The following is a 24,961-nucleotide window of genomic DNA, read 5'->3' as shown; positions in this document are numbered from 1 at the left end:
GGCTCCGTGCTGGACCTGAACGGGTAGGACGATCTTGGTATGGGGGTGGCCACGCCATGCCGGCGACCGTCAAACGACGGATGGACCGCCTCACACCGATCCGCCGCGTGACCCGGTTGACCCGTGGGGTCGACCGCAGGACCGCGGTGCGGGTCGGTGTCGTGGCCGCCGTCGCGTACGCCACGTGGTTCGCCATCGGCGCCTTCGGGCGGCCGTACAACTTCTTCGACATGAAGATCTACCACGGCGCGGTGGCGTGGTGGATGAACGGCAACGAGTTGTACGACTTCATCGCCCCCTCCACGACGCTCGGCTTCACGTACCCACCCTTCGGCGGGTTGGTCATGCTCCCCATGGCGGTGGTGCCGGTGCAGGTCGCCGGCTGGTTGAACGTGCTGGCCAGCATCGCCGCCCTCGCCCTCGTCCTGGCCGGCCTGCTGCGGCCGGTCGTGGACCGGCTCGGCTGGCCGCTCTGGTTCACCGTCGGCATCGCGACGCCGATGGCGGTGGCCCTCGAACCGGGCCGCGAAACCCTCGGCTACGGCCAGGTCAACCTGCTGCTCTTCGCGCTGATCATGGCCGACCTGATCGGTCTGCGCTGGCGGGCGAAGCGGGGCACCCGGTTCGACCCCGCCGACGGGCCGCTGCGGCGCTTCGTGTTCAGCGGGGCCTGGGCCGGGGTCGGCATCGGCCTGGCCACTGCCGTCAAGCTGACCCCCGCGCTGTTCATCGCGTACCTCATGATCACCCGGCAGTGGCGGGCGGCGGCCACGGCGGTCGGCACCACGATCGGGGTGACCCTCGCCGGCTTCGCGCTCGTCGGCACCGAGTCCCGGTCCTACTTCGGCAGCGTGCTGTGGCAGACCGAGCGGGTGGGTGCGGCCGACATGACGCCCAACCAGTCCCTCGCGGGCCTGCTGGCCCGGCTCTACGACTCGATCGAGACGCCCGGCCTGCTCTGGTTGTCGTTCTCGGTGCTGATCCTGGCCCTCGGGCTGTCCCGGGCCATCAGCGCCCGCGCCGACGGGGACGAGCTGACCGCGTTCACCCTGGTCGGGCTCACCGCCAACGTGATCAGCCCGATCTCCTGGTCGCACCACCTCGTCTGGGTCATTCCGGCGATCATCGTCCTGGCCGACGCGGCGGCACGCCGCCGGGAGGCGAGCCGGGGGTCGGTGCAGCGCGCCGGCCAGGCGTCGTCGTACAGCGGTCTGCCCGGGCTCAACGGGCTGCGCCCACCGATCTGGTACCCGACGCTCACCGGGCTCCGGCACGGCGTGGCGGCGCTCGGCCTCTACCTGCTGTTCCTGACCTCGCCGATCTGGCCGTACGAGCACCAGCTCCCTGAGATGTCGCACTACCAGGACGGCCTGTTCGGGGCGCTGATGGAGAACTCCCTCGCCGTGGCCCTGATCGTGCTGGTCGCCGCGCTGCCGTGGCGACCCGGCGCCGAGCCGGCCTTCTACGCCGACCGGTTCGGCCGCGCCTCCCTGGTCAACGGCCGCCGCTGAGGCTCCGGCGGTCGCCGAGGGCACGGCCGCCGCCGTCCCGGACACCGCACCGGCCGCCCGACGGCGTCAGGGACAGTTGACCCACTCCTCGGTGCCGTCGTCGAACACCTGCCGCTTCCAGATCGGCAGCCGCGCCTTGACCTCGTCCACCAGCCGGGCGCAGGCGGCGAACGCGGCGGCCCGGTGCGCGGTGCTCACCGCCGCGACCAGGGCCACGTCGCCTACGCCGAGCGGGCCGACCCGGTGCGACACCGCGACCGCGTACACGTCCGGGTCGGCGGCCACCTCGGCGGCGACCTCCAGCAGCACCGCGGCGGCGCTCGGGTGGCCCTCGTACTCCAGGCTGGTCACCGGGCGGCCGTGGTCGTGGTCGCGGACCACGCCCCGGAACGACACCACCGCCCCGGCCCGCCGGTCGGCGACGGCCGCCTCGTGCGCGGCCAGGTCCAGCGGCTCCTCGGTGACCGTGCCGAAGACCGTCGACTCCTCGATCGTCACCAGGACCGTTCCCCCGGAAACAGGGGCAGCGGCACGACCGGCACCCGCGCGCCCGGCTCGCCCGTGGTGCCGGGGCGGATGACGGCGAACCCGTCCGCGCCGGCCAGCCCGCGCAGCATCGCCGAGCCGACGTGCCGGACCGGGTGGGCGGTGCCGGCCGCCCGGTCCAGCCGGACCAGGGCCAGGTGGGTGTGGTCGCCGCGGCCGGGCACCGGCTCGGCGAGCGTGGCGTGCGGCAGCACCGGCATCGGCCGTCCCTGCAAGCCGGCCAGCAGCGGCGCGACCAGCGAGACGAGCGCGACGATCGCCGACTGCGGGTTGCCGGGCAGGCCGGCCACGAACCGGACCCGGCCGTCCGGGTCGGCCAGCCGGGCCAGCAGCATCGGGAAGCCGGGGCGGACCGCGACCGTGTTGACCACGTAGTCCGCGCCGAGGGCCTCCAGGGTGGGGTGCAGGTGGTCGACGGGGCCGTGCATCGTCCCGCCGGTGGTGCACACCAGGTCGGCAGTGGTGAGCGCCGCGCGCAGGGCCGCCACGTGCGCCGGCAGGGTGTCGGCCACCGGGCCGACCACGTCGGCCGGGCGCACCTGGCAGCCGTACCGGCGCAGCCAGGCCGGCACGGCCGGGCCGAGGGCGTCGCGGACCCGGCCGTCGGCCGGCGGGCCCGAAGTCAGCAGCTCGTCGCCGAAGATCAGCAGCGCGGCGCGGGGCGGGCGGCGCACCCGCAGGGCGTCGTGCCCGCAGGAGGCGGCCAGACCGATCACCGCCGGGTCGACCGGGGTGCCGGCGGGGAGCAGTTCCTCACCGGCGTACGCCTCCTCGCCCGGCCGGCGCCATTCCGGGCTCGGTCGCGGGGCGCCGGCGATCCGGCCGTCGGCTGTGCGGCTGGACTCCTCGACCCGCACGATCGCGGTGACGCCCTCGGGCACCATCGCGCCGGTGGCGATCTCGACGGTGGTGCCGTCCTCGGCAAGCGGGGGCGGGTTGCCGCCGGCCAGCACCCGGCCGACGATCCGCCACGGCCCGCCCCCGCGCACCGCCCAGCCGTCCACGCTGGAGGTGGGGAAGGCCGGCAGGTCGGTGCGGGTGGCCAACGGCTCGGCGAGGGTGTGCCCGTCGGCGTCGGCGAGCGGCCGACTCACGGCGGGCAGGGCGGCGGCCAGGCCGACCGCGTACACCCGGGAGCGGGCCTCCTCCCAGCCCGCCGGCGGCGGTACGGCGACCTGCTCGGCGGCGGACGCGGTTTCCGTGCTCACCGGCCGAGCCTATCCCCGGGCGGTCCGGCCCGCCCCACCAGTGGCCGGCCGACACCGTTAGTGGCCGGCCCGCCTGCGCGCCGGCCCTACGGGCGGGACCACCCCGCCCGCCGCGCCGTCAGTGGTCGCCGCCGCGCAACTGGTCGACGGCGTGGGCCAGGATCGGGCCGAGCACCGCGAGGCCGTCGCGGGCGCCGCCGGTGGAGCCGGGCAGGTTGACCACCAACATCCGGCCGACCACCCCGGCGACGCCCCGGGAGAGCGCCGCCGCGGGCACCTTGTCCCGGCTGTGGGCGCGGATCGCCTCGGCGATGCCGGGGATCTCATGGTCGAGCAGCGCGCGGGTCACGTCCGGCGTCCGGTCGGTGGGGGTGATTCCGGTGCCGCCGCTGGTCAGCACGACGTCGACCCCGGCAGCCAGGGCGGCCCGCAGCGCCTCGCCGACCGGCTCGCCGTCGGGCACCACCACCGGGTCGTCCACCTGGCAGCCCAGCTCGCGCAGCCCGGCGGCGAGCAGCGGGCCGCTGGTGTCGGCGTAGACGCCGGCCGCCGCACGGTTGGAGGCGACCACCACCCGGGCACGGATCACGGCCGGTCCCCCGGCCGTAGCCAGCGGCCGGTCTTGCCGCCTTCCTTGCGCAGCACCCGCACCGCTTCCACCGACGCCGCCGGGTCGACCGCCTTGACCATGTCGACCAGGGCCAGGCCGGCGACCGCGACCGCGGTCAGCGCCTCCATCTCCACGCCGGTGCGGTCGGCGGTCCGCGCCGTGGCGGTGATCTCGACGGTGTCGTCGGTCAGAGTGAGGTCGACCGTCACCGCGTGCAGCGCGATCGGGTGGCAGAGCGGGATCAGGTCGGGGGTCCGTTTCGCACCCATGATGCCGGCGAGCCGGCCCACGGCGAGCGCGTCGCCCTTGGGCAGCCCGTCGCGGCGCAGCAGGTCGATCACCTCGGGGGTGGTCCGCAGCCGGCCGGCGGCCACCGCGAGCCGGCCGGTCACCGCCTTGGCGGAGACATCGACCATGCGGGCCGCGCCCGCCGCGTCGACGTGGGTGAGCTGCGCGGGATCGGTCACGGTCGCGAGCCTATCGTCCGGTACGCCCCGGACCCGGCCGAGGGCCGGGCGGCGCCGGGGGTCGGTCGGGGGTCGGTCGGGGCGCGCCGATGAACCGGGCCCGAACAAGCCGGGCGCGGTTCTCGTGGGAATGGGGTGCCGCTGCGGACCGGGCGAATGGGCAGGGCCGAGAATTGATTACTGAGGCATTCGGCCGCGCATATGTATACAAACTTAAACAAAACCCTGCAAAAACGCGTCAGGCTCGGTACGCCGAACGGACACCGGGCCGTCATCACAATTCACCGCCCGCCGAACGACCGCACCAGGGGGCACCAACACCAGCGCAAACGGCTATGGACGGACCGGGGAGAGACGGGAGGGAAGCCCGCTCCGATAATTATGCCGAGAACTCGCAGGAGTTACGCTGTGGGTTTTCGCGCCAGAACGGTGAGTGACCCGAACGGCACTCATTAGCGCATTCTGCGCATATGGACATGCAATGCCACGAAGGCCCACCAAACGTCATAAGATTCGACGTGTCAGCCAAGCCCGGGCAGGCATCGGTCGACGAAGTTCTTGAGACGAAAGGCGGGACCATGAAGGCTCACGACTGGCTCTGATCGAACTCTTCACCCGAGACCTGACCGGCCGTAAAGTCCGAGATACGCACTGCCAGGAATCACCGACGGCAGAGGGACTGGACGTGGCCGGGCGCGCAAGACGCGACAGTGAGACCGATCGGCGGCTTCTGCTGCTTGTCGGTCTCGTCGTGCTGTGCGCCGCCACCGCGGTCGCGCTCAGCCTGCGCGACATCGGGTTCGACAGCCCGCCGAGCGCCCGAGAGCTCACCAGCGCGGCGACCGTGGCCTTCCTCGTGGCGGTGGGCGCCACCGTGAACGTACGAATCCGCATCCGGGCGACAACCCATGGCGTCTCCTGGACCGAGGTCGCGGTGCTCGTCGGGCTCGCGGTGGCACCCGTGCCCTGGGTGATCCTCGCGACCGGCCTGGGCGTCGGGCTCGTCCGGGGCATCCTCCGGGTGGCGCCCCTCAAACTGGCGTTCGGCGTGGCGAAGGACATGGTCACCGCAGCCGTCGGCGGGATGGTGCTGCTGACGGTCGGCTGGAGCTGGCCGATCGGCGGGGCCGTCGGCCGGTCGATCTGGGCGCTCGTCGCCGCGTACCTCGTGGTCGTCGTCCTCGACGAGGTGCTGACCTTCCCGGTCATCGCCCTCGCCACCCGCACCCGGGTCCGCGACCTGTTCCGCGAGCACTACGACCTGCGCATCGCCAGCGCCACCGCCCGGTTCGCCGTCATCGTCTCCACCCTGCTGATCCTCAACAGCAACCCCAGCTTCCTGATCGTCGTGCCGCCGCTGGTGCTGAGCCTGCACCTTGCCTACTCCAGCCGGGTCCGCAACCGGGCGGAACGCGACGCCTGGCAGCGGCTCGCCCGGACCACCGACGCGCTCAACGTCGTCGACCTCGACAAGGTGCTCACCACCGCCGTCACCCAGGCCGCCGAACTGTTCTCCGCCGACGAGGTGGAGATCGCCCTGCGCGAGGGAACCCGGACCGTCCGGGGCGCCGCCGGCGCGCTCACCTACGACGGGCCCGCCGACCAGGTCGGTGCGGTGGACGGGCCAGCCATCGAGGTGCCCCTCGAAGGGTCCGACCGGGCCGTCGACATCGGCGCGCTGCGGTTGCGGTTCCGGGGCCCGGTCCGGCTCTCCGAACGCGAGCAGTACACCCTGCGCACCTTCGCCTCCGCGCTGTGCACCGCCGTGCGCAACGCCCAGGCGTACGCCGAGTTGGCCCGCGTCGCCGACGAGCACGCCTATGCGGCGACCCACGACGCGCTGACCGGCCTGGCCAACCGGCGGCACCTGCTGGAGCAGGGCACCGAGCAGCTCAACGCCCGACACGCCGACGGGGTCACCGCGCTGGTGCTGATCGACCTCAACCACTTCAAGGAGGTCAACGACACCCTCGGCCACGCCGCCGGCGACCGGGTGCTCATGCAGGTCGCCGGCCGGCTACGCGGTGCCGCCCACGGCGACGACCTGGTGGCCCGCCTCGGCGGCGACGAGTTCGCCGTGCTCCTGCGCGGGCTGCCCGCCCCGGCGGTGGCCGCCCACCGGGCGGAGGCGCTACTCGCCGCGCTGCACGAGCCGCTCGGCCTGGACGGCATGCGGATCAGCATCGAGGCCAGCGGCGGCATCGCCGTCGCACCGGCCAGCGGCGGGATCGCCGAGTTGTTGCGCCGCGCCGACGTGGCGATGTACCAGGCGAAGCGGGCCGGGCAGCGGATCTCCACGTACGCCCCGGCCCGGGACATTGCCGACCTCGGCCGGCTCACCCTCGGCGGGGAGCTGCCCCGCGCGGTCGCCGACCACGAGTTCACCGTCAACTTCCAGCCGATCGTCGACCTCGCCACCGGCGAGGTGACCAGCGCGGAGGCCCTGGCCCGGTGGCACCACCCGGTGCACGGCATGATCGACCCGCTGCGCTTCCTGGAGGCGGTGGAACGCTCCGGGCGGCTCCCGGCGTTCGCCGAGGCGATCCTCGACGAGGCGCTGATCGCCGCCGACAGCTGGCGGGCCGCCGGCTTCGACCTGCCGGTGGCGGTCAACGTGTCGCCGCGCAGCCTGCTCGACGCCCGCTTCCCCGGCGCCGTGCTCGCCCGGCTGCGCGCCCACGACCTGCCGCCGGACCGGCTGGTCCTGGAGCTGACCGAGACGCTGACCCTCAGCCAGCTCGACGTGGTCGACCGGGTGCTCAACCGGCTGCGCGACGAGGGTGTCCGGCTGGCCCTGGACGACTTCGGCACCGGCTACTCCTCGCTCTCCCTGCTCTCCCGGATCCCGGTCCACGAGTTGAAGATCGACCGCAGCTTCGTGTCTGTCATGGAGGCATCGACGGAGGCCGCCGCCGTCATCCGGTCCACCCTCGACCTGGGCCGCAGCCTCGGGCTCACCGTGGTCGCCGAGGGGGTGGCGAGCGAGCCGCAGCGCCGCGCGCTCTGGGAGCTGGGCTGCGCCGCCGGGCAGGGCCACCTGTTCGGCCGGCCCGTGCCGGCCGGGACGCTGCTCTCCACGCTGCACCGCGGGTTCGGCGGTCGCCCCGGCACCCTCGCACCGCCCCTGCACGACGCGGGCGCCGTGCTCCGGCTCCCCTCCGGCCGCCGGCAGGGCGGCCGGGGCCGAGGGGAGCGTCTGCCACACTTGCCCGCGTGACCGCCGCCGACCGGACCACCCGCACCCCCGCGAGCTGGCGGAGGATCGACCGGGCCGCGGGGGGCCTGGCCCTCGACATCGGCCTGTACGCCGCGTCCGCCGCGTTCGCGGCGGTCACCGCGATCAGCTCCACCCTGCCGCCGCACCGCGCCTGGGGAACCGTCGCCGCGTTCGGGTACCTGCTCGCCGCCGTCGCCGTCGCGGGTCAACTGGCCGCCCGGCGACGCGATGCCGCCTCGTCGCTGGCCGGCCTACCCGGTCGCTGGGCGGTCACCGGGCTCGCCTGGGCCGCCACAACCGTGCTGCCGCTGATCCAGCAGGGCGCGCAGCGAGCGGGCGGCCGGACCGACCGGGCACAGGAGGAGGTGGTGGTCGTCGAGCACGCCGGCACCCGCCTCGCCGAGACCGGCACCCCGTACCTCGGACACGACGCGATCGCCGCGCTCCCCACCGACGAGCGGCTGCTCGGCTACACCCCGTACCAGCCGGGGATGGCCCTGTTCGGCCTGCCCCGCGCGGTCGCGGACGGCTGGTGGACCGACGCCCGGCTGTGGTTCGTGGTCGCCACCGCGCTGGCCCTCGCCCTGGCGGTCCGCGCCCTACGCCCGACCGACCCGACCGACCCGACCGGCCGGGCAGCGGCGGCGCTGCGGGGCGTCCAGGCGGCCACCGTCCTGCCGATCTGCGCACTCACCCTGGCCACCGGCGGCGACGACCTGCCCGTGCTCGCCCTCTGCCTGCTGGCCCTCGCCCTCGCCGCCGTCGACCGGCCGGGCCGCGCGGGCCTGGCCGTCGGGCTGGCCGGCGCGCTGAAGCTCTTCGCCTGGCCGGTCGCACTCGTCCTGATCGCCTGGGCGGCGACCCGGCGCTCCTCCGGGCGGCTCGCCGCCGGCGCGCTCGGCGTCCCGGCGCTCGCACTGCTCCCCGCGTTGCTGGTCGATCGGGACGCGCTGGTCGAGAACGTGCTGCGCTTCCCGCTCGGGCACGGCCTGGTCACCAGCCCTGCGCAGTCCCCGTTCCCCGGCCAACTGATCGCGACCGCCCTGCCCGCCGGCCGGGTGGTCGCCGCCGCGCTGCTGGTCGCGGTCGGCGTCGGGATCGCCGTCCGGCTGCTGCGCCGCCCGCCCCGCACGGCCGCCGCCACCGCCCTCATCTGCGGGTACGGGCTGCTCGCCGCAATCCTGCTGATGCCGTCCACCCGCTTCGGGTACCTGCTCTACCCGGCCGCCCTGCTGGTCTGGGCACCCGCCCTCGCCCGCCCCGAGCCGGGTGGTCTCCGCCCACCGACCGGTCGTTCTCGCCGGACTGCCGACGCGGGCCCGCCGGCAGGGCGTACACCTGAGGAATGACGACGACCTACCGCGACCGAGAGGACGCCGGCCAGGTCCTCGCCGACCGGCTCGCCGAGCTGGCCGACCGGCCCGACATCACCGTGCTCGGGCTGGTCCGGGGCGGGGTGCCGGTGGCCCGGGTGGTCGCCGAGCGGCTCCGCGCGCCCCTCGACGTGCTGGTGGTGCGCAAGCTCGGCATGCCGATGGCGCCCGAGGTCGCCTTCGGCGCGCTCGGCCCGAACGGGGTGCGGGTGCTCAACGAAGCGGTGGCCGCCCGGGTCGACCCGGGGGACGTCGCCGAGGTGCAGCGCCACGAGCAGGCGGAACTGGAGCGCCGGGAACGCCGCTACCGGGCCGGTCGCCCCCCGCTCGACCTGACCGGGCGGACCGCCGTCATCGTCGACGACGGCCTGGCCACCGGGGCCACCGCCCGCGCCGCCGTCCAGGTGGCCCGGCGGCTCGGCGCCCGTCGGGTGGTCGTCGCGGTCCCGGTCGGCGCCGAGGAGGCGTACGAGATGCTGGCCGCCGAGGCCGACGAGGTGGTCTGCGTCCAGCGACCCGCCGGCTTCGGCGCGGTCAGCAGCTACTACGAGGACTTCCACGAGGTATCCGATGACGAGGTGACCGACGTGCTCGCCGCGATCGGGTGACATCACCAGGTACCTTCGGATAATGCAGCTCACCTGTCCCAAGTGTCACGGAGACATGCGTCAGTACGAACGCAGCGGAGTCGTCATCGATCAGTGCGGCGAGTGTCGGGGAATTTTCCTCGACCGCGGCGAACTGGAGAAGTTGTTCGAGGCCGAGGCGAACTGGAACCGGCAGCAGCCGGCGGGCGCCCCGAACCCGGCACAGCGCCCCCAGGCGCCCGGCACCTACCCGCCGCCGCCTCCGCCCGCCCACCAGCCACAGCAGCCGGGGTACGGCGCGGTTCCCCCGCCGCCCCCGCCGCCCGGGCACGGCTACCCGCCCGCCGCCCCGGCGTACGGCGGGCACGGCCAGCAGCACCACGGCTACCACGGCCACTACCGCCGCAAGAAGAAGCACGGCGGCTTCCTCGGCGAACTCTTCGACTGACCGTCGCCGCGCCGGGCCGGTGAATCCCGCCGGCCCGGCGTCGCCGTCGAGCAGGCGTCCCGTCGGCCGATCACGCCACGTCGTGGAAGGCTGCACGCCATGAGCGCAATTCGGCAGCACGAAGCGCTGGCCCAGGCGCACGACGGCATCAGCGCCGTCGTCGCCCCGCTCGACGACGCCGGCCTGCAACGACCCACCCGCTGCCAGAGCTGGCTCGTCGCCGACCTGCTCTTCCACGTGCTCTGCGACGCCCAACAGGCGCTCGTGGCCCTGGCCAGCCCGGCGCCGGGTCCGGCCGGAGTGGACCCCCAAAGCGCTCGCCGATGCTGGTGATACTTTCACCACGGGCCACACGCACAACAACCTCTTCCCGCTCTGCGGGAGTCAATTGACGCGCAACCCTTGTCATACGATGGCCATGTCCACGAAGCGGGAGAGATGAAGTTGCGCGGCCACCGTGATGCTGTCGGTCGGCCCATTCCGATGTTTGGCGACTATGAAATCTGCCTCGCCCGCGCGCGGAGACTCCTTGTCGTAGTAGTCGTCCCGGTGCAAAAGGATCACTACATCAGCATCCTGCTCAATTGAGCCAGATTCACGCAAATCAGACAACTGGGGTCGCTTGTCCGTCCGTTGTTCCGGGCCACGGTTGAGCTGACTCACCGCGATCACCGGGCACTCGACCTCCTTGGCGAGCAGCTTGAGGCCACGGGACAGGTCCGCGACCTCCTGCTGCCGGCTCTCGGTGCGCTTCGGCGAGGTCATCAGCTGGAGATAGTCGACCACGATCATCTTGAGGTCGTGCTTCTGCTTGAGCCGGCGCGCCTTCGCCCGGATCTCCATCAGGTTCATGCTCGGCGTGTCGTCGACGAAGAGCGGTGCCTCGCTGATCTCGCCCATACAGCGGGCCAGCTTGGTCCAGTCGTCGTCGGATAGCTGGCCGCTGCGCAGCACGTGCAGCGGGACCCGGGCCTCGGCCGAGAGCAGTCGCATGACGATCTCGACCTTGCTCATCTCCAGCGAGAAGATCGCCGCAGCCTGGTTGGCCCGAATGGCTGCATTGCGGGCAAAGTCCATGCTAGCGGTCGATTTGCCCAAACCGGGCCTACCGGCCACGATGATCAACTGTCCGGGGTGCAGGCCGTTGAGCAGCCGGTCCAGGTCGGTGAAGCCGGTCGGCACGCCGGTCATCATGCCGCCCTGGGCACCGACCGCCTCGATCTCGTCCAGGGTGGGCTGGAGCATGTCGGCCAGGACGGCGAAGTCCTCGTTGACCCGGCGCTCGGTGATGTCGTAGACGGCCTGCTGGGCGAGGTCGACGATGTCGTCCACGTCCCGGCTGCCGTTGTTGCCGGTGCCGTACCCGAGCTGCACGATCTTCGTTCCGGCCTCGACCAGCCGGCGGAGCACCGCCCGCTCCCCGACGATCCGGGCGTAGTAGGCGGCGTTCGCGGCGGTCGGCACGCTCGCGATCATCGTGTGCAGGTACGGGGCCCCGCCGATTCGGGCCAGGTCGCCGGAGTCGGCCAGGGCGGCGGCCACGGTGATCGGGTCGGCGGGCTCGCCCCGTCCGTAGATGTCGAGGATGGCGTCGAAGACGGTGGCATGCACCGGCCGGTAAAAGTCGTGGGACTTCAGGATCTCGACGACATCGGCGATGGCGTCCTTGGACAGCAGCATGCCGCCGAGAACGCACTGCTCGGCGGCGACGTCCTGGGGCGGGGTCTTCTCGAACTGGCCCTCCCGCTGGGAAGGGGCTGGCGGCTGGCCACCGCCTCGTGGCTGCGTCCGCATGTCGTCGGCGACCGACACGGGTCCCCCCTCCGCTGCCTCGCTTCGACTACCGGTCCGCCGCCAGGCACGGCGACTTCCGATCGGACCGGTCGGGTCGATCGGGGGTCATCGCACCGTCGGTCGAGAGGCAACCATACGGAACCCGAGGTCAGCGACTCAACCACGCCGGTGGACGAGCCTTGGGACAACCTGTGGACACCGGTGGAGAACATGTGCGCAGGGTGTGCACAACCTGTGGACAACCGCTGGGGAATTCTTCCACGCAACGCTTTGAACTGGGAAAACTCTACCCACACCCTGTGGATAAGAAATTCCCGATGAGTTTCGCCGATCCTCGCCCCGCACGGCCTCCCGCAGACAGCCGCACCTACGTCGCGCCCCGCCCCGGTCGGGCCCTCTCGGGCCAGGGCGGAGCCGTCCGCGAACCGGTCGGTGGTACGCAAGCAGTCGGGCACCCACGGCCCTGCGGCGGTCGGCGACCGTGGGGTGGGCGGTGGTGGTCGGGGTGGGCCCTCGACGGTGCTGATCAGCGCCGTCACCGGTCAACGGATCGGCTGACCGGGGCCGCACCACGCACAGGGCCCACACCGGCGTACCGGTGTGGGCCCTGTGCGTGGTGCTTCGGTGTCAGCCCTGGACGACGTTCAGGTCGAACTTGGCGGTCACCTCGGGGTGCAGCTTGATGCTGACCGGGTACGCACCCAGCGACTTGATGTGGCTGGGCAGCTCCAGCCGCCGACGGTCGAGGGTCGGGCCGCCGGCCGCCTTGACGGCGTCGACGATCTCGGCCGGGGTGACCGAGCCGAAGAGCCGCCCGCCGTCGCCGGCGCGGGCCTTCAGGTTGACCTTCAGGCTGTTGAGCCGGGCCTTGACCTCGTTGGCGTGGTCGAGGTCGCGGATCTCCCGGGCCGAGCGGGCCCGCTTGATGACCGTGACCTGCTTCTCCGCACCCTTGGTCCAGACGATCGCGAAGCCCTGCGGCAGCAGGTAGTTACGGCCGTAGCCGTTCTTCACCTCGACGATGTCGCCCGGGGCACCGAGGCCGGACACCTCCTGAGTCAGGATGATCTTCATGTCGGTGCCTCCTCTCAGCGAGCCGTGGCCGTGTACGGCAGGAGCGCCATCTCGCGGGCGTTCTTGACCGCGCGGGCGATCTGCCGCTGCTGCTGCGAGGTCACGCCGGTCACCCGTCGAGCGCGGATCTTGCCGCGGTCGGAGATGAACTTGCGCAGCAGCGCGGTGTCCTTGTAATCGATATAGGTGATCCCGTCCTTGTCTAGCGGGTTCACCTTCTTCTTTGGCTTGCGAAGGGCCGCAGCCTTAGCCATTGACCGTGCTCCTGGTTTGCGATCGCGGGCGCTCGGCGCCATTAGAACGGGGGCTCCTCATCAAAATTGCCGCCACCCGAACCAGCGCGCGAGGGAGCTGGCGCGGCCGAGGCCCAAGGGTCGTCGAAGTTGCCTCCGCCGCCGCCCTGGGCACCACCACCGCCACCGCCGCCACCACCGAAGCCGCCACCGCCGCCACTGGAGCGCGACATCTTCTGCACCTTCGCCGTGGCGTAGCGCAGCGACGGGCCGATCTCGTCGACCTCAAGCTCGATGACGGTGCGCTTCTCACCCTCGCGGGTCTCGTAGGACCGCTGACGCAGCCGGCCCGACACGATCACCCGGGCGCCGCGCTGCAACGACTCGGCGACGTGCTCGGCGGCCTGACGCCAGACCGTGCACGCGAGGAACAACGGCTCGCCGTCCTTCCATTCGCCGGACGCCTTGTCCATGAACCGGGGCGTCGAAGCGACCCGGAACTTGGCGACCGCGGCCCCCGAGGGGGTGAATCGCAACTCAGGGTCATCGGTCAGATTGCCGATGACCGTGATGGTGGTGTCTCCTGCCATGACCATCTCCTCGCGCACTCATCGTTCGCCGTACAGACTCTCAGAGCCCTACGACAGCGTCGATGAAGCTGATCCGGGTGAACCGGGTGAACCGGACTGGACGCTGTTAGCGCATCTCCGGACGGATGACCTTGGTGCGCAGCACGGACTCGTTGAGCCGCAGCTGACGGTCCAGCTCGGCCACCGCCGCAGGCGTCGCCTGCAGGTCGATGACGGCGTAGATGCCCTCGGCCTTCTTGTTGATCTCGTACGCGAGGCGCCTACGGCCCCACACGTCGGTCTTCTCCACCGAGCCACCCGCGGTCCGGATCACGTTCAGGTACGTGTCGAGCGACGGGGCGACGGTGCGTTCCTCGAGGCTGGAATCGAGGATCACCATGATCTCGTAATGACGCAAGACGTGCTCACCTCCTGTGGGCTAAGCGGCCACGGTCCTTCCGCGGCAGGAGGTCGTGCGTCTGCCCGCTCCGGGACCGGGGGAACCCGGCCGGGCGCGGACAACCGGACCAGAATACCCGGTCCGAACGATCATGCCCGGGCAGGTCGGCCACTCCCGGCGTGCCGCCGGCGACGCGGCCGACCAGGCGACGGATCCGGCGGCACGGGGCCCGCACAGGACGGGGGGTCCGGTCCGACGCTGGCGTCGGACCGGACCCCCCGTCACGAGGCCGCGGGGCGTCCCGTCCGCATTCCTTGGGTGGGACCTGGGGAGGAACGACCACACCGATGAGGTTGGATCGCGACGCCCCGCGGAGCTTCATCGTGTTGTTATCTGACGGTACAATGGCAATCGTCCCCTGTGGGGTCGATTTGAGCTTTTACCCGGAATTCCGCAGCTCGCCCCGGGACGGGTGGCACCGTGCTGAGTGGCACCGGTGCCGCCGGGCCGTCGGATCCCGCTCCGGCCGGCCGGTCCCAGGTCGCCCCGTGGCCCGCGCCCCGGAGAATCGCTCATGCCCGGGAAAGTCGACCGTCGATCCCAACCGGACCAACGACCACCCCCGCCCCGGGTGACGCCCCGCCCACCGGTGCCGTCCCCGGCGGCGCCGCACCGGATGCCGCCACCCGGGCGCACCGTCACCCCGCGCGTCGGTGCCGCGACGTAGGCTCGCCCCCATGCGTATCGGAGCCCACGTCGATTCCGCCGACCCGCTGTCGGAGGCGGCCGCCCGGGCCGCCGAGGCCGTGCAGTTCTTCCTCTCCGACCCACAGGGCTGGAAGGCCCCGCAACCGCGGGAGGACGCCGACCGGCTGCGGGCCGCCGACGTCGACCTCTACGTCCACGCGCCCTACGTCATCAACGTCGCGACGCTGAACAACCGGATCCGCATCCCGAGCCGGAAGCTGCTGCTCGGCCACGCCACCGCCGCTGCGGGGATCGGCGCGAAGGGCCTGATCGTGCACGGTGGGCACGTCAACGCGGGCGACGACCTGGCGGTCGGCTTCGACAACTGGCGCAAGACCTTCGCGTACGCGGCCGAGAACGGCGGCTTCGCCCTGCCGGTGCTGATCGAGAACACGGCCGGCGGCGACAACGCCTGCGCCCGTCGCCTCGACGCGCTGGCCCGGCTCTGGGACGCCGTCGGCGAGTACGAGGTGGGCTTCTGCCTGGACACCTGCCACGCCCACGCCGGGGGTGAGGAGCTGCTGGACCTGGTCGACCGGGTCAAGGCGATCACCGGCCGGATCGACCTGGTCCACGCCAACAACTCCAAGGACGCGTTCGACTCGGGCCGGGACCGGCACGACAACCTTGGCGGCGGCAGGATCGACCCGGAGTTGGTGGTGGCGGTGATCCGGGCGGCGGACGCACCGGTGATCGTGGAGACCCCGGGCGGGGTGGACGGGCAGGGCACCGACATCGCGTTCCTACGCGACCGGCTCGGCGCGGGAAGCCCGGCGGCATGACGACCGAGCGGGTCGGCTCCACCGACGAGGACACGGCCGGCGGGAGTCCGCTGGTGGACGATGCCGCCGTGAAGAACCCGGACACCGCCACGAAGGGCATCGGGGACGGCGGGGCGACCGACGACGGGCAGGCAGCCGGCAGCGACCGGGCCGACGCCGGCCGGAGGACGGCCGACGCGGGGCAGCACGCCGAGCCCGCAGCGGGGGACGACAACGCGAAGGCCGGCATCGCGAAGGACGACGTCGCGAAGGATGACGCCGTCACCAAGTCCGCGGACACGGACGCCGCCAAGGGCGCCGACACCAAGGGCGGCGACACGGAGAAGGGCGCCGACAAGAAGATCGCGGCGGACAAGGACGCCGGAACGGCGAAGGCCTCGGACAAGAAGAAGGCGGACAAGGACGGCGGCACCGCGAAGGACGGCGACGGTGCGAAGCCGGACCGGTGGGAGGCGTTCGCCCCCGCTCCGGAGCGGGTGCCCGGGCGGGTGGGGCGCGTCCTGCGGGCGGTCGGCCGGTTCCTGGTCCACGAGTGGACCCTGGCCGTGCTCGCCTCGCTGGCCCTGGCCGTCGCGCTCACCTGGCCGACGCTGCGCTACCCCCTCTACACGCTTCCTCAGGACTACTGGGACCCGAGCCTCCAGGCCTGGCAGATGGCCTGGTCGGGCCACATCCTGCTGACCGACCCGGCACAGCTGTGGCAGTCCAACACGTTCTTCCCGGACTCGTGGAGCTTCGCGTTCTCCGACACCCTGCTCGGCTACGCACCGGCCGGCATGATCGGCACCGGCCCCGAGGCCGCCCTGCTGCGGTACAACATCATGTTCGTGCTGGCCCACGCGCTGGCCACGCTCGGGGCGTACACGCTGGCCCGGCAGCTCGGCGCGGGTCGGGCGGGCGCGGCGGTGGCCGGGGTGAGCTACACGTACGCCCCCTGGCTGCTCGCCCAGGCGGGTCACCTGCACATCGTGTCCAACGGTGGCATCCCGCTGGCGCTGGCCATGCTGGCCCGGGGGCACGGCTGGTCGCTGCGCCACGGCTACCGCCCCGAGCGGCGGCACGCCGGGTGGGCGTACGCCGGCTGGCTGGTGGCCGCCTGGCAGCTCAGCCTGGGCTTCGGCATCGGGCTGCCGTTCGCGTACGCGCTGGCGGGGGCGACGCTCGTCGCCGCCGTGACGTGGTTCGTCCGGCGGCGGTCGAACCCCCGGCCGTTCGGGGTCCGGCTGCTCGTCGCCGACGTGGTCGGCGCGCTGCTCTTCGCCGGGGTGGGCGGGCTGCTGGCCGTTCCCTTCTTCAAGGTCGCCGAGCTGCACCCGAACGCGGCGCGGACGCTCGCCGACATCGGCGTCTACTCGCCGCCGTTCTCGGGCTTCTTCACCGCCCCGGCGGAGTCCCGGGTGTGGGGCGGCCTGCACGAGGGCGCGCGGTCGGTCCTGCCCTGGCACCCGGAGATGACCCTGCTGCCGGGCTTCGTGCTGTACGCGCTCGCCGCGGGCGGGCTGTTCTTCTCGGTGTGGCGGCTGCGGCACCGGCTGCTGCTGCTCGCCGGGGTGGTGGTGACGATGGTGCTGGCGATGGGCACCCGGTTCTTCGGCGGCACCTTCACCTACGGGCTGCTGTTCGAGTATCTGCCCGGCTGGAACGGCCTGCGCACCCCCGGGCGGATGATGTTGTGGACGACGCTGCTGCTCGGGCTGCTCGCCGCGGGCGCGGTCAGCGCCTTCGCCGTCCGGGTGCGGGAGTGGGCTGCCGAGCGGGTCCCGCCGTGGCCGGGTCCGTGGCTGCGGCTGGCCACGGTGCTGCCGCTGCTGCTGGTGGTCGCCGAAGGGCTGAACAGCACGCCGCATCCGGTGGTGCCGGCCCAGCCCGCCGCGATGCGGTCGGTGGACGGCCCGATGCTGGTGCTGCCGAGCAGCCAGAACCTCGACCAGCCCGTGATGCTGTGGTCGACCAGCAGGTTCCAGGACATGGTCAACGGCGGCAGCGGCTTCACCCCCGTTCGGCAGGCCGAGATCCGGCAGGTCGCCGAGAGCTTCCCGGACCAGGCGAGCGTGACCTACCTGCGCGACCTGGGCGTCCGCAACGTGGTGGTGCTACGCGACCGGATCGCGGGCACGCCGTGGGCGACGACGATCGATGCTCCGGTCGATGCCCTCGGCATCACCCGTGAGGAGATCGAGGGCGCGGTGGTCTACCGGCTCTGACAGCCCGGCCGGGTCCCGGTGGCGTCAGGTGCCCACCGGGGCCGGTTCGGCGGCCGGGTCGGTCTCGGCCTGCCGTCGCCGCCAGCGGCTCAGCCAGGGGGCGTCCGGTGCGCCGTCGAGCACGCCGCCGTCCGGGTCGTCGGCGTAGGTGGCCCGCACGGCGTCCCGTCCCGGGTCCATGATCTCCTTGACGACCAGCACGCAGAGCAGCACGACGGTGCCCAACCGCAGCGCGGAGGCCAGCACGAAGACCCCCTCGGGGAACACCGGGCGGCTGGTCGCCGTGCCGAGCAGTTCCCCGTAGAAGGCGACGAAGTAGCCGATCTCGGCGACCTGCCAGGCGATGAACGCGCCCCACTTCGGCCGGGCGAGGACGACCAACGGCAGCATCCAGAGCACGAACTGCTGAGACCAGACCTTGCTGAAGATCAGGAACGCGGCGACGACCAGGAAGGCGAGCTGGGCCAGCCGGGGTCGACGCGGTGCCAGCAGCGCCAGCGCGGCCACCCCGAGGCAGGCCAGCCCGAAGAGGGCATATGAGAGCCAGTTCAGGGTGGGGATGTTGGCGTTCAGCCACTCGAACGGCCCCATCGAGCCGGGGCCGCCGGTGTTGACCTTGCCGTCGAGGTAGCGCCCGATGTACCACAGGGTGCCCCAGTCGATGGGCCGGGTGGTGTTCAGCTCGAAGAAGCGGCCCCAGTTGTCCCGGTAGGGCAGCGCCACCGGGAGGTTGACCACGACCAGGGCCACCAACGCCGTGCCGACGGCGGTGAGGCCGGCTCGGAGCCGATTCGAGCGCAGGGCGAGCACCAGGATCGGCCCGAGGACGAACAGCGGCCACATCTTGGCCGCCCCGGCCAGGCCGAGCAGCACCCCGGCCACCGCCGGGCGGCGGCGGGCCCAGGCGAACAGCCCGAACGCGGCCAGCCCGACGGCGAGCAGGTCCCAGTTGACGGTGGCGGTGAGGAACAGGGCGGGGGCGAGCGCGAAGAGGGCGGCGTCCCACGGTCGCCGGCGGCGCAGGTTGAGGATGACCGCGACGGTGGCCACCGCGAGCGCGCCGAGCACCAGGACGTTGAGGTTGTAGAACCACTGCCCCTGGTTGATCTCAGGGTTGTCGACGCCGAGCGCGTGCACCGGCAGCCCGAGCGCGCCCATGAAGTACCCGGTCAGCACCGGGTACTCGACGGGGTGGTCCTGGTAGGGCACCTTGCCCTCGTTGAGCCCCTCGGCGTAGTAGAGCGCCAGCACGTCGGTGTAGCACATGCGGGTGTACTGCACGTTGTTCTGCCAGGCACCGTCCTGGCAGGGGGACTTCTGCACCCAGTGCAGCGCGAGGGTCAGGCAGGCCAGGGCCAGCACGATCCGGGTGGCCGTCCAGAACCGGCTCTCGCGGCCGGCGGGCCGGTCCAGCGCGACCGCGTGGTCGCCCAGTGGGCCGCCGATCAACTCCGAGGCGCCGCGGACGAACCCGTCCGACCGGGACGGGTGGTCGCTGGCCCCGGCGTCGTCGATGTCTGTCGTCGACTGGGTGCTCATGGACAGGAATCATCCCGTATCGGTGGCCTCCGCGTCCCACCCAGGCGCGAACATTCCGGTACGCGAAACGCCGCCGGCGGCCGGACGTGGTGTCCGACCGCCGGCGGCGGCGATGCTCAGCCCGGTCCGCTCACTCGCGGATGCGGGGCGCGACGGTGGGCAATAGCCCGCCACCGTTGCCGCCGCCGCCCGGCCGGGGGTTGCCCGGCGTTCCGGGGTTGCCCGGGGTTCCGGGGTTGCCCGGGGTTCCGGGGTTACCCGGCGTTCCGGGGTTACCCGGCGTTCCGGGGTTACCGGGGGTCGGCGGGCACAGGATGTTCAGTGGGTCGCAGTTCGGCTGCCCCGGCTGGGTCGGCGGGGTCGGCGGGGGCGGCTCGGTGCCGTTGCCGGCGTTCGGGTCGCCCATCCCGGTGACCGAGGGCAGGCTCTCCTTGTTCCTGCCGTCGAGCGCGGCGTTCATGTACCGCTGCCAGATGGCGCCGGGGAGCATGGAGCCGCCGATGTCATCGCCGTTCTTGGCCCTGATCTGCGGCTTCTTCGGATCCTTGCTGCCGACCCAGACCGCGGTGGCGATCTGTGGGGTGTAGCCGACCATCCAGGCGTGGGCGTTGTCCTTGCTGTCGTACTCCCAGGTGCCGGTCTTGCCCGCCGCCTCCCGGCCATTCGCCAGCGACCGGCTGTTGGGACCGGGAATCTGCTTGAGGACGCTGGTGACCTCCTTGGCCACCTCCGCGCGGATCTTCGGCTGGGGATTGAGCTTCTCCCCCTTGACCAGCTCCCACTCGCCGGTGTCCACGTTCTGCTTCTCGACCTTCATCACGAAGTGGGCCTTGTTGTACATGCCGGCGTTCGCGAGGGTGGCCAGGCCGTTGGCATGGTCGAGGACCGTCACCGGGTACTGGCCGTAGCCGATCACGTGGTAGAAGGGCTCGGGGGCGACATCCTCGCCCTTCTTCTTGGTCAGGTCGACCGGCTTCGGCGGGTTGTCGGAGGTGGTCCACATGGTGGTTACGCCGGCCGCGCGGGCCATGTCGACCACCTTGGCCGGGCCGATCTTCTCGGTGACGTGGAAGAACGGCACGTTGTACGACCGGATCGTCGACTCCTCCAGGGTGCACCACGTCTTACAGACACCGGCGCCCCGGCCCGCGTTCTGCACCTCGTTCTTGAAGCCCTCCGGCTTGAACGGGGTGGCGTCCCAGTGCGACTTCACGGAGATGCCGGCGTTGATCGCGGCGGCCAGCGTGTAGACCTTGAACGACGAACCCGGGGCGTGGCCGCCGGTCAGGTTGCCGGCAGAGTCGGTGTTCTTGCCGGCGTAGTCGAAGTCTGCGCCGCTGTCGCCGCCGTAGTAGGCGAGCACCCGGCCGGTCTTCGGCTCGATCGAGACCACCGCCGCCATCAGGTTCTTCGGCTGATCGGCCAGCTCCGAGTTCTTCTTGGCCCGCATCGCGGTGTTCTCCGCCGCGCCCTGGAGCTTCGGGTCGATCGTGGTCTGGATCCGGTAGCCGTCCTCACGCAGCGCGTCTCCACAGCTGATCTTGCCGGCCGCCCCTGAGTTGGAGCAGATGCCCCACTGCTCCATCTCCTCGCGGACGTAGTTGATCACGTTGCCGCGGGAGGTCTTCACGCCGAACGCGGCCGAGCCGGCGGCCTTCGGGCTGAGTACGTTCGGGTACTGCGCGTCGGTCGGTCGTTGTGGCTTGTTCGGGGCGTTGATCCAGCCCTTGGCGGCCATGCCGTCGAGCACATAGGTCCACCGGGACTTCGCGTCGGCCGGGTTGACCGCCGGGTCGTAGCCCCTGTGGGTCTCGCTGGCGACCGGCTGCTTGATCAGCGCGGCGAGCACCGCGGCCTGGGCCACGGTGAGCTTCTTGGTCGGCACCGCGAAGTAGGTCTGCGCCGCCGCCTCGATGCCGTACGCGCCGCGCCCGAAGTAGATCACGTTCAGGTAGTGCTCCATGATCTCGGCCTTGGTGTAGTCCTCGCTGAGCTTGGAGGCGAGGATCGCCTCCTTGACCTTCCGGGCGTACGTGTCGTCCTTCAGGCTCGCGTAGGCGTTACGGGCGTACTGCTGGGTGATGGTCGAGGCGCCCTGCTTGTCGCCGTTGGTGAGGTTGTTCCACGCGGCCCGGGCGATGCCCTTGTAGTCCACGCCGGAGTGCTCGTAGAAGCTCTGGTCCTCCGCCGCGGCCACAGCGTCCTGCACGTGCTTCGGGATTTCGTCGATCTTGACGAGCTGCCGGTTCTGGTCGCCGAGCCTGGCCAGGACCGTCTTGTTGTCCTTGGCGTACACCGTGGTGGACAGCGGCAGCGGCAACTGCTCGGGCAGCACGACGGTGGTGGAGTAGTACGTGAAGCCGACGACGCCGATGCCGGCCAGCATGATGAAGATCGCGAAGCTGGCGATCAACATGTTGATCCGACGACGCTTCTTCGCCCGCGCGATCGCCTTCGGGTCGCCCGCGCCGCGACCACCACGACCGCTCCGCCCCGGCCCGGTGGGCCCGCCGGGGCCCCCCGGCCCGCCCGCACCGCCGCCGGACACCGGGGCCACCCCGGCCCGGCCGACGGTCGCCCGGCCGGCGAGCCCGCCCACCGCAGCGGACCCGACGCTCGCCCGCCCGGCGGAGCCGACCCCGACCGAGGCCCGCCCTGCCGGGGCGCCGCCGGGCGCCGGGGAGACGGGCACCGAGGCCCGGCCCGCGCCGGCCCGCCCGGCCGCCGGGGCGCCGGGGACCGGCACCGAGGCCCGGCCCGCACCCGCGCGCCCGACCGAGGCGGACCCCACCGAGGCGGAGCCGGCGACGCCGCCGCGCGGCGGCGGCACGGACGCCGAGCCGCCCACCGAGGCGCGGCCACCGGCGCCCCGGGGCGCGACCGAGGCACGGCCGCCCTGTGCCGTACCCTCTGGTGACCAGCCGTTGCCGCGGGCGTCGTCGCCGCGGCCGTGCGCGTCGGGCGTGCCTGAGTCGCCGTTGGCGCCCGGGATCTGGGCCCGCCCGCGCGAGGAGCTGGGATCGCCGTACGAGTTCATTCCTCACACCCTGCCGGTCGCGGTGGGACGCGATCGCGCCGCCACCGGGTTGCCGTGAGCTGAAACACGCGACGTCCCCGCCCGAGCGTGTCGGGTCGGGGGCGTTACTTCAGGATCAATCGGGCCAATCAGGCCAAAGGGCTGTCGGTCGTCCCGTCTTCTCCACACCGGGTCAACCGAACCAGCTGGATTCACCGTTGCGCCTCTCGCCTCCGCCGAACGGCCGGACCGGCGCCCGCGGCCGAACCGCCCACCACGCCCTGCTCCGACCCGGCCTCCGTGTCACCGGCCAGCCCATCCCGGCCGAGCAGGTACTGCTCGACGAGGTGGTTCCAGTCGCAGCCGAGGCACACCTCCACCACGAAGACCTGGAACTCACGCAGCGTCATCGCCAGGACGGGCAACTCGGTCAGAGTACGCGCCTGCCCGGCGGACTGCTTGAGCTCGTCCCCGTAAATGTAGTGGACGTGGGTGAGGTTCTCGCTGCGGCAGATCGGGCAGCGGTTTTCGGTCGGTTCCCCGTGGAACCGGGCGGCGTTCTTCAGGTACGGGGAGGCGTCGCAGACGTCGTACGTGCCGACCCGGCCGGCGAGGAGTTCGCGCAGCACCGCCCGCTTCCGGAGCGAGTAGTCGACCACCTGGCGCTGCGTACGCATGCGGAGAAGGGTACGCGGTCGGGCCCGACGGGGCGACCACCGTCACATTCCGTCACCCCGGGAACTCGCTTCGAAAGGTTTGCCCTGATCCTGGGTGAGCCGCTAACGTGCGATGTATCGGTCCGATACATCGCGGTGGTTACGCCCACGCATCAGGGGTAAGAAGGGGTGGCCCGTGCTCGAGCTCGCCATCCTCGGCCTCCTCCAGGAGTCCCCGATGCACGGCTACGAGCTCCGCAAGGAGCTCGCGGCCAAGTTGGGCGCGATCCGGGCGGCGATCAGCTACGGCTCGCTCTACCCGACGCTACGCAGGTTGCAGGCGGCGGGATGGATCACCGAAGCCGCCGAGACCCCCGCGACCGCCGAGGAGGTTCCCGCGCTGACCAGCCGGCGAGGTCGGGTGGTCTACAAGATCACTGCGGAGGGCAAGGAACGCTTCGCCCAGCTCATCGGGCAGGCCGGTCCCGAGACGTACGACGACACGGGCTTCGGTGTGCACTTCGCGTTCTTCGCCCGCACTGACCAGGCGACCCGACTCCGCATCCTGGAGGGTCGCCGCCGAAAGATCGAGGAGCGTCGCGAAGGTCTTCGCGACGTGCTGGGCCGGGCGGCCGAGCGCCTCGACGCGTACACCCTGGAACTGCAACGCCACGGTCTCGACGCCTGTGAGCGCGAGGTCCGCTGGCTGGAGGAGCTCATCGCCAATGAGCGCTCCGGCCGTGCCCCGACGGTCCCGCGAGCCGGGACGGTTGGCGGCCGACGAGATAACGACAGCCCGCCTCCGCCTGGAGAGTCCAGGAAAGAGCGGCCGTGATGAAGAAGAAGGAGGCAGACGCTATGGGCTCCGTCCGCGTCGCCATCGTCGGTGTGGGAAACTGCGCCTCGTCCCTCGTGCAGGGCGTGGAGTACTACCGCAACGCCGACCCGAACGACCGCGTCCCGGGTCTCATGCACGTCACCTTCGGCGACTACCACGTCTCGGACGTGGAGTTCGTCGCGGCGTTCGACGTGGACGCCAAGAAGGTGGGCATGGACCTCGCGGAGGCGATCGTCGCCAGCGAGAACAACACCATCAAGCTCTGCGACGTGCCGCCGACCGGCGTCAGCGTGCAGCGCGGCCCGACCTTCGACGGTCTGGGCCAGTACTACCGCGAGATCGTCGAGGAGTCGGACGCCACGCCGGTCGACGTGACGCAGGCGCTGCGCGACGCGCAGGTCGACGTCGTCGTCTGCTACCTGCCGGTCGGCTCCGAGCAGGCCGCCAAGTTCTACGCCACGGCCGCGATCGACGCCGGCTGTGCGTTCGTCAACGCCCTGCCGGTCTTCATCGCCTCCGACCCGGAGTGGGCGCAGAAGTTCACCGACGCGGGCCTGCCGATCGTCGGCGACGACATCAAGAGCCAGGTCGGCGCCACCATCGTGCACCGTGCCCTGGCGAAGCTCTTCGAGGACCGCGGGGTCGAGCTGCTGCGCACGTACCAGCTCAACTTCGGCGGCAACATGGACTTCATGAACATGCTGGAGCGCAAGCGGCTGGTCTCGAAGAAGATCTCGAAGACCCAGTCGGTCACCTCGCAGATCCCGCACGAGATGCAGAAGAGCGACGTGCACATCGGCCCGTCGGACCACGTGCCGTGGCTCGACGACCGCAAGTGGGCGTACATCCGCCTGGAGGGCCGCTCCTTCGGTGACACCCCGCTCAACGCCGAGCTCAAGCTCGAGGTGTGGGACTCGCCGAACTCGGCCGGCGTCATCATCGACGCCGTCCGGGCCGCGAAGATCGCCCTGGACCGGAAGATCGGCGGCCCGATCCTGTCGGCCTCGTCGTACTTCATGAAGTCCCCGCCGGTGCAGTACTCCGACCACGACGCGCACGCCGCCGTCGAGTCCTTCATCAAGGGCGAGGTCGAGCGCTGACGCGCTGACCACCAGCACCACCGCGAGGGCCGGGTCCGTCGG

General features: G+C 72.0%; 22 protein-coding genes. 10 read left to right on the top strand and 12 right to left on the bottom strand.

The window, feature by feature from the left end:
* Window positions 1-56 precede the first annotated feature (56 nt).
* The gene (locus OG559_RS12040; RefSeq protein WP_405115183.1) at window positions 57-1,511 is read left to right on the top strand and encodes a glycosyltransferase 87 family protein; all 1,455 of its coding nucleotides are present in this window, start codon (window positions 57-59) and stop codon (window positions 1,509-1,511) included.
* A 66-nt stretch (window positions 1,512-1,577) separates the two neighbouring features.
* On the opposite strand, the gene OG559_RS12035 is transcribed toward OG559_RS12040, so the two are convergent.
* From OG559_RS12035 to moaC, 4 genes are all read right to left on the bottom strand, one after another.
* Window positions 1,578-2,009: a molybdenum cofactor biosynthesis protein MoaE gene (locus tag OG559_RS12035; RefSeq protein ID WP_387022393.1), complete on the bottom strand. Its 432-nt coding sequence runs from the start codon at window positions 2,007-2,009 to the stop codon at window positions 1,578-1,580.
* Window positions 2,006-3,265, bottom strand: coding sequence for a molybdopterin molybdotransferase MoeA (locus OG559_RS12030; protein ID WP_405115181.1), 1,260 nt, complete (start codon window positions 3,263-3,265; stop codon window positions 2,006-2,008). The genes OG559_RS12035 and OG559_RS12030 overlap by 4 nt, the downstream gene beginning before the upstream one ends.
* Window positions 3,266-3,383: 118 nt before the next feature.
* Window positions 3,384-3,854, bottom strand: coding sequence for a molybdenum cofactor biosynthesis protein B (locus tag OG559_RS12025; RefSeq protein WP_396676699.1), 471 nt, complete (start codon window positions 3,852-3,854; stop codon window positions 3,384-3,386).
* Window positions 3,851-4,342 (bottom strand): cyclic pyranopterin monophosphate synthase MoaC, encoded by a 492-nt coding sequence (gene moaC / locus OG559_RS12020; RefSeq protein ID WP_396671878.1) that lies wholly within the window; start codon window positions 4,340-4,342, stop codon window positions 3,851-3,853. Before moaC ends, OG559_RS12025 begins: the two co-directional genes overlap by 4 nt.
* Window positions 4,343-5,027: 685 nt before the next feature.
* On the opposite strand from moaC, the gene OG559_RS12015 reads away from it, so the two are divergent.
* The 5 genes from OG559_RS12015 (at window position 5,028) to OG559_RS11995 (ending at window position 10,300) form a co-directional block, all read left to right on the top strand.
* On the top strand, window positions 5,028-7,559 hold the full coding sequence (locus OG559_RS12015; RefSeq protein ID WP_405115178.1) for a putative bifunctional diguanylate cyclase/phosphodiesterase: 2,532 nt from the start codon (window positions 5,028-5,030) through the stop codon (window positions 7,557-7,559).
* On the top strand, window positions 7,556-8,908 hold the full coding sequence (locus OG559_RS12010) for a glycosyltransferase 87 family protein (protein WP_405115176.1): 1,353 nt from the start codon (window positions 7,556-7,558) through the stop codon (window positions 8,906-8,908). The genes OG559_RS12015 and OG559_RS12010 overlap by 4 nt, the downstream gene beginning before the upstream one ends.
* Window positions 8,905-9,540, top strand: a complete 636-nt coding sequence (locus OG559_RS12005) for a phosphoribosyltransferase (RefSeq protein WP_405115174.1) — start codon at window positions 8,905-8,907, stop codon at window positions 9,538-9,540. The genes OG559_RS12010 and OG559_RS12005 overlap by 4 nt, the downstream gene beginning before the upstream one ends.
* A 19-nt stretch (window positions 9,541-9,559) precedes the next feature.
* Window positions 9,560-9,967 carry a zf-TFIIB domain-containing protein gene (locus OG559_RS12000; RefSeq protein ID WP_405116600.1) on the top strand — a complete coding sequence of 136 codons (408 nt, stop codon included), beginning with the start codon at window positions 9,560-9,562 and terminating at the stop codon, window positions 9,965-9,967.
* Window positions 9,968-10,066: 99 nt separating this feature from the next.
* On the top strand, window positions 10,067-10,300 hold the full coding sequence (locus OG559_RS11995) for a maleylpyruvate isomerase N-terminal domain-containing protein (RefSeq protein WP_405115172.1): 234 nt from the start codon (window positions 10,067-10,069) through the stop codon (window positions 10,298-10,300).
* A 72-nt stretch (window positions 10,301-10,372) separates the two neighbouring features.
* On the opposite strand, the gene dnaB is transcribed toward OG559_RS11995, so the two are convergent.
* The 5 genes from dnaB to rpsF form a co-directional block, all read right to left on the bottom strand.
* Complete coding sequence (dnaB, locus tag OG559_RS11990) at window positions 10,373-11,761, bottom strand: replicative DNA helicase (protein ID WP_405116598.1); 1,389 nt, start codon at window positions 11,759-11,761, stop codon at window positions 10,373-10,375.
* A 627-nt stretch (window positions 11,762-12,388) separates the two neighbouring features.
* Window positions 12,389-12,835 carry a 50S ribosomal protein L9 gene (gene rplI, locus OG559_RS11985; protein WP_387022373.1) on the bottom strand — a complete coding sequence of 149 codons (447 nt, stop codon included), beginning with the start codon at window positions 12,833-12,835 and terminating at the stop codon, window positions 12,389-12,391.
* A gap of 14 nt (window positions 12,836-12,849) precedes the next feature.
* Window positions 12,850-13,089, bottom strand: coding sequence for a 30S ribosomal protein S18 (gene rpsR / locus OG559_RS11980; RefSeq protein ID WP_007073789.1), 240 nt, complete (start codon window positions 13,087-13,089; stop codon window positions 12,850-12,852).
* A gap of 41 nt (window positions 13,090-13,130) precedes the next feature.
* Entirely contained in the window at window positions 13,131-13,676 is a 546-nt protein-coding gene (locus tag OG559_RS11975; protein ID WP_387022370.1) for a single-stranded DNA-binding protein, read from the bottom strand.
* 88 nt (window positions 13,677-13,764) lie between these two features.
* Window positions 13,765-14,055, bottom strand: coding sequence for a 30S ribosomal protein S6 (gene rpsF / locus OG559_RS11970; RefSeq protein ID WP_120683045.1), 291 nt, complete (start codon window positions 14,053-14,055; stop codon window positions 13,765-13,767).
* A gap of 719 nt (window positions 14,056-14,774) precedes the next feature.
* On the opposite strand from rpsF, the gene OG559_RS11965 reads away from it, so the two are divergent.
* A complete protein-coding gene (locus OG559_RS11965; protein WP_405115170.1) occupies window positions 14,775-15,566 on the top strand; it encodes a deoxyribonuclease IV in 792 nt (263 codons plus the stop codon).
* Window positions 15,563-17,770 (top strand): hypothetical protein, encoded by a 2,208-nt coding sequence (locus tag OG559_RS11960; protein WP_405115168.1) that lies wholly within the window; start codon window positions 15,563-15,565, stop codon window positions 17,768-17,770. The genes OG559_RS11965 and OG559_RS11960 overlap by 4 nt, the downstream gene beginning before the upstream one ends.
* A gap of 24 nt (window positions 17,771-17,794) precedes the next feature.
* Here OG559_RS11960 and OG559_RS11955 read toward each other — a convergent pair whose 3' ends face one another.
* The 3 genes from OG559_RS11955 to OG559_RS11945 all read right to left on the bottom strand — a co-directional run bounded on the left by OG559_RS11955 (window position 17,795) and on the right by OG559_RS11945 (window position 23,002).
* The gene (locus tag OG559_RS11955; RefSeq protein WP_405115166.1) at window positions 17,795-19,309 is read right to left on the bottom strand and encodes a glycosyltransferase family 87 protein; all 1,515 of its coding nucleotides are present in this window, start codon (window positions 19,307-19,309) and stop codon (window positions 17,795-17,797) included.
* A gap of 130 nt (window positions 19,310-19,439) precedes the next feature.
* Window positions 19,440-22,346: a transglycosylase domain-containing protein gene (locus OG559_RS11950; protein WP_405115164.1), complete on the bottom strand. Its 2,907-nt coding sequence runs from the start codon at window positions 22,344-22,346 to the stop codon at window positions 19,440-19,442.
* 191 nt (window positions 22,347-22,537) lie between these two features.
* Entirely contained in the window at window positions 22,538-23,002 is a 465-nt protein-coding gene (locus OG559_RS11945) for a DUF5318 domain-containing protein (RefSeq protein ID WP_405115162.1), read from the bottom strand.
* A 175-nt stretch (window positions 23,003-23,177) separates the two neighbouring features.
* Between OG559_RS11945 and OG559_RS11940 the strand changes: the two genes are divergently transcribed.
* Window positions 23,178-23,816 (top strand): PadR family transcriptional regulator, encoded by a 639-nt coding sequence (locus tag OG559_RS11940; protein WP_387022351.1) that lies wholly within the window; start codon window positions 23,178-23,180, stop codon window positions 23,814-23,816.
* Window positions 23,817-23,839: 23 nt separating this feature from the next.
* Window positions 23,840-24,919, top strand: a complete 1,080-nt coding sequence (locus OG559_RS11935) for an inositol-3-phosphate synthase (protein WP_405115160.1) — start codon at window positions 23,840-23,842, stop codon at window positions 24,917-24,919.
* Window positions 24,920-24,961: the final 42 nt, after the last annotated feature.

The sequence above is a fragment of the Micromonospora sp. NBC_01405 genome, from assembly GCF_045040155.1.
In the GTDB taxonomy this organism is placed as follows: domain Bacteria; phylum Actinomycetota; class Actinomycetes; order Mycobacteriales; family Micromonosporaceae; genus Micromonospora.
The sequence above is the reverse complement of the archived record's forward strand: the minus strand, read 5'-3'. Positions and strand labels throughout refer to the sequence as shown.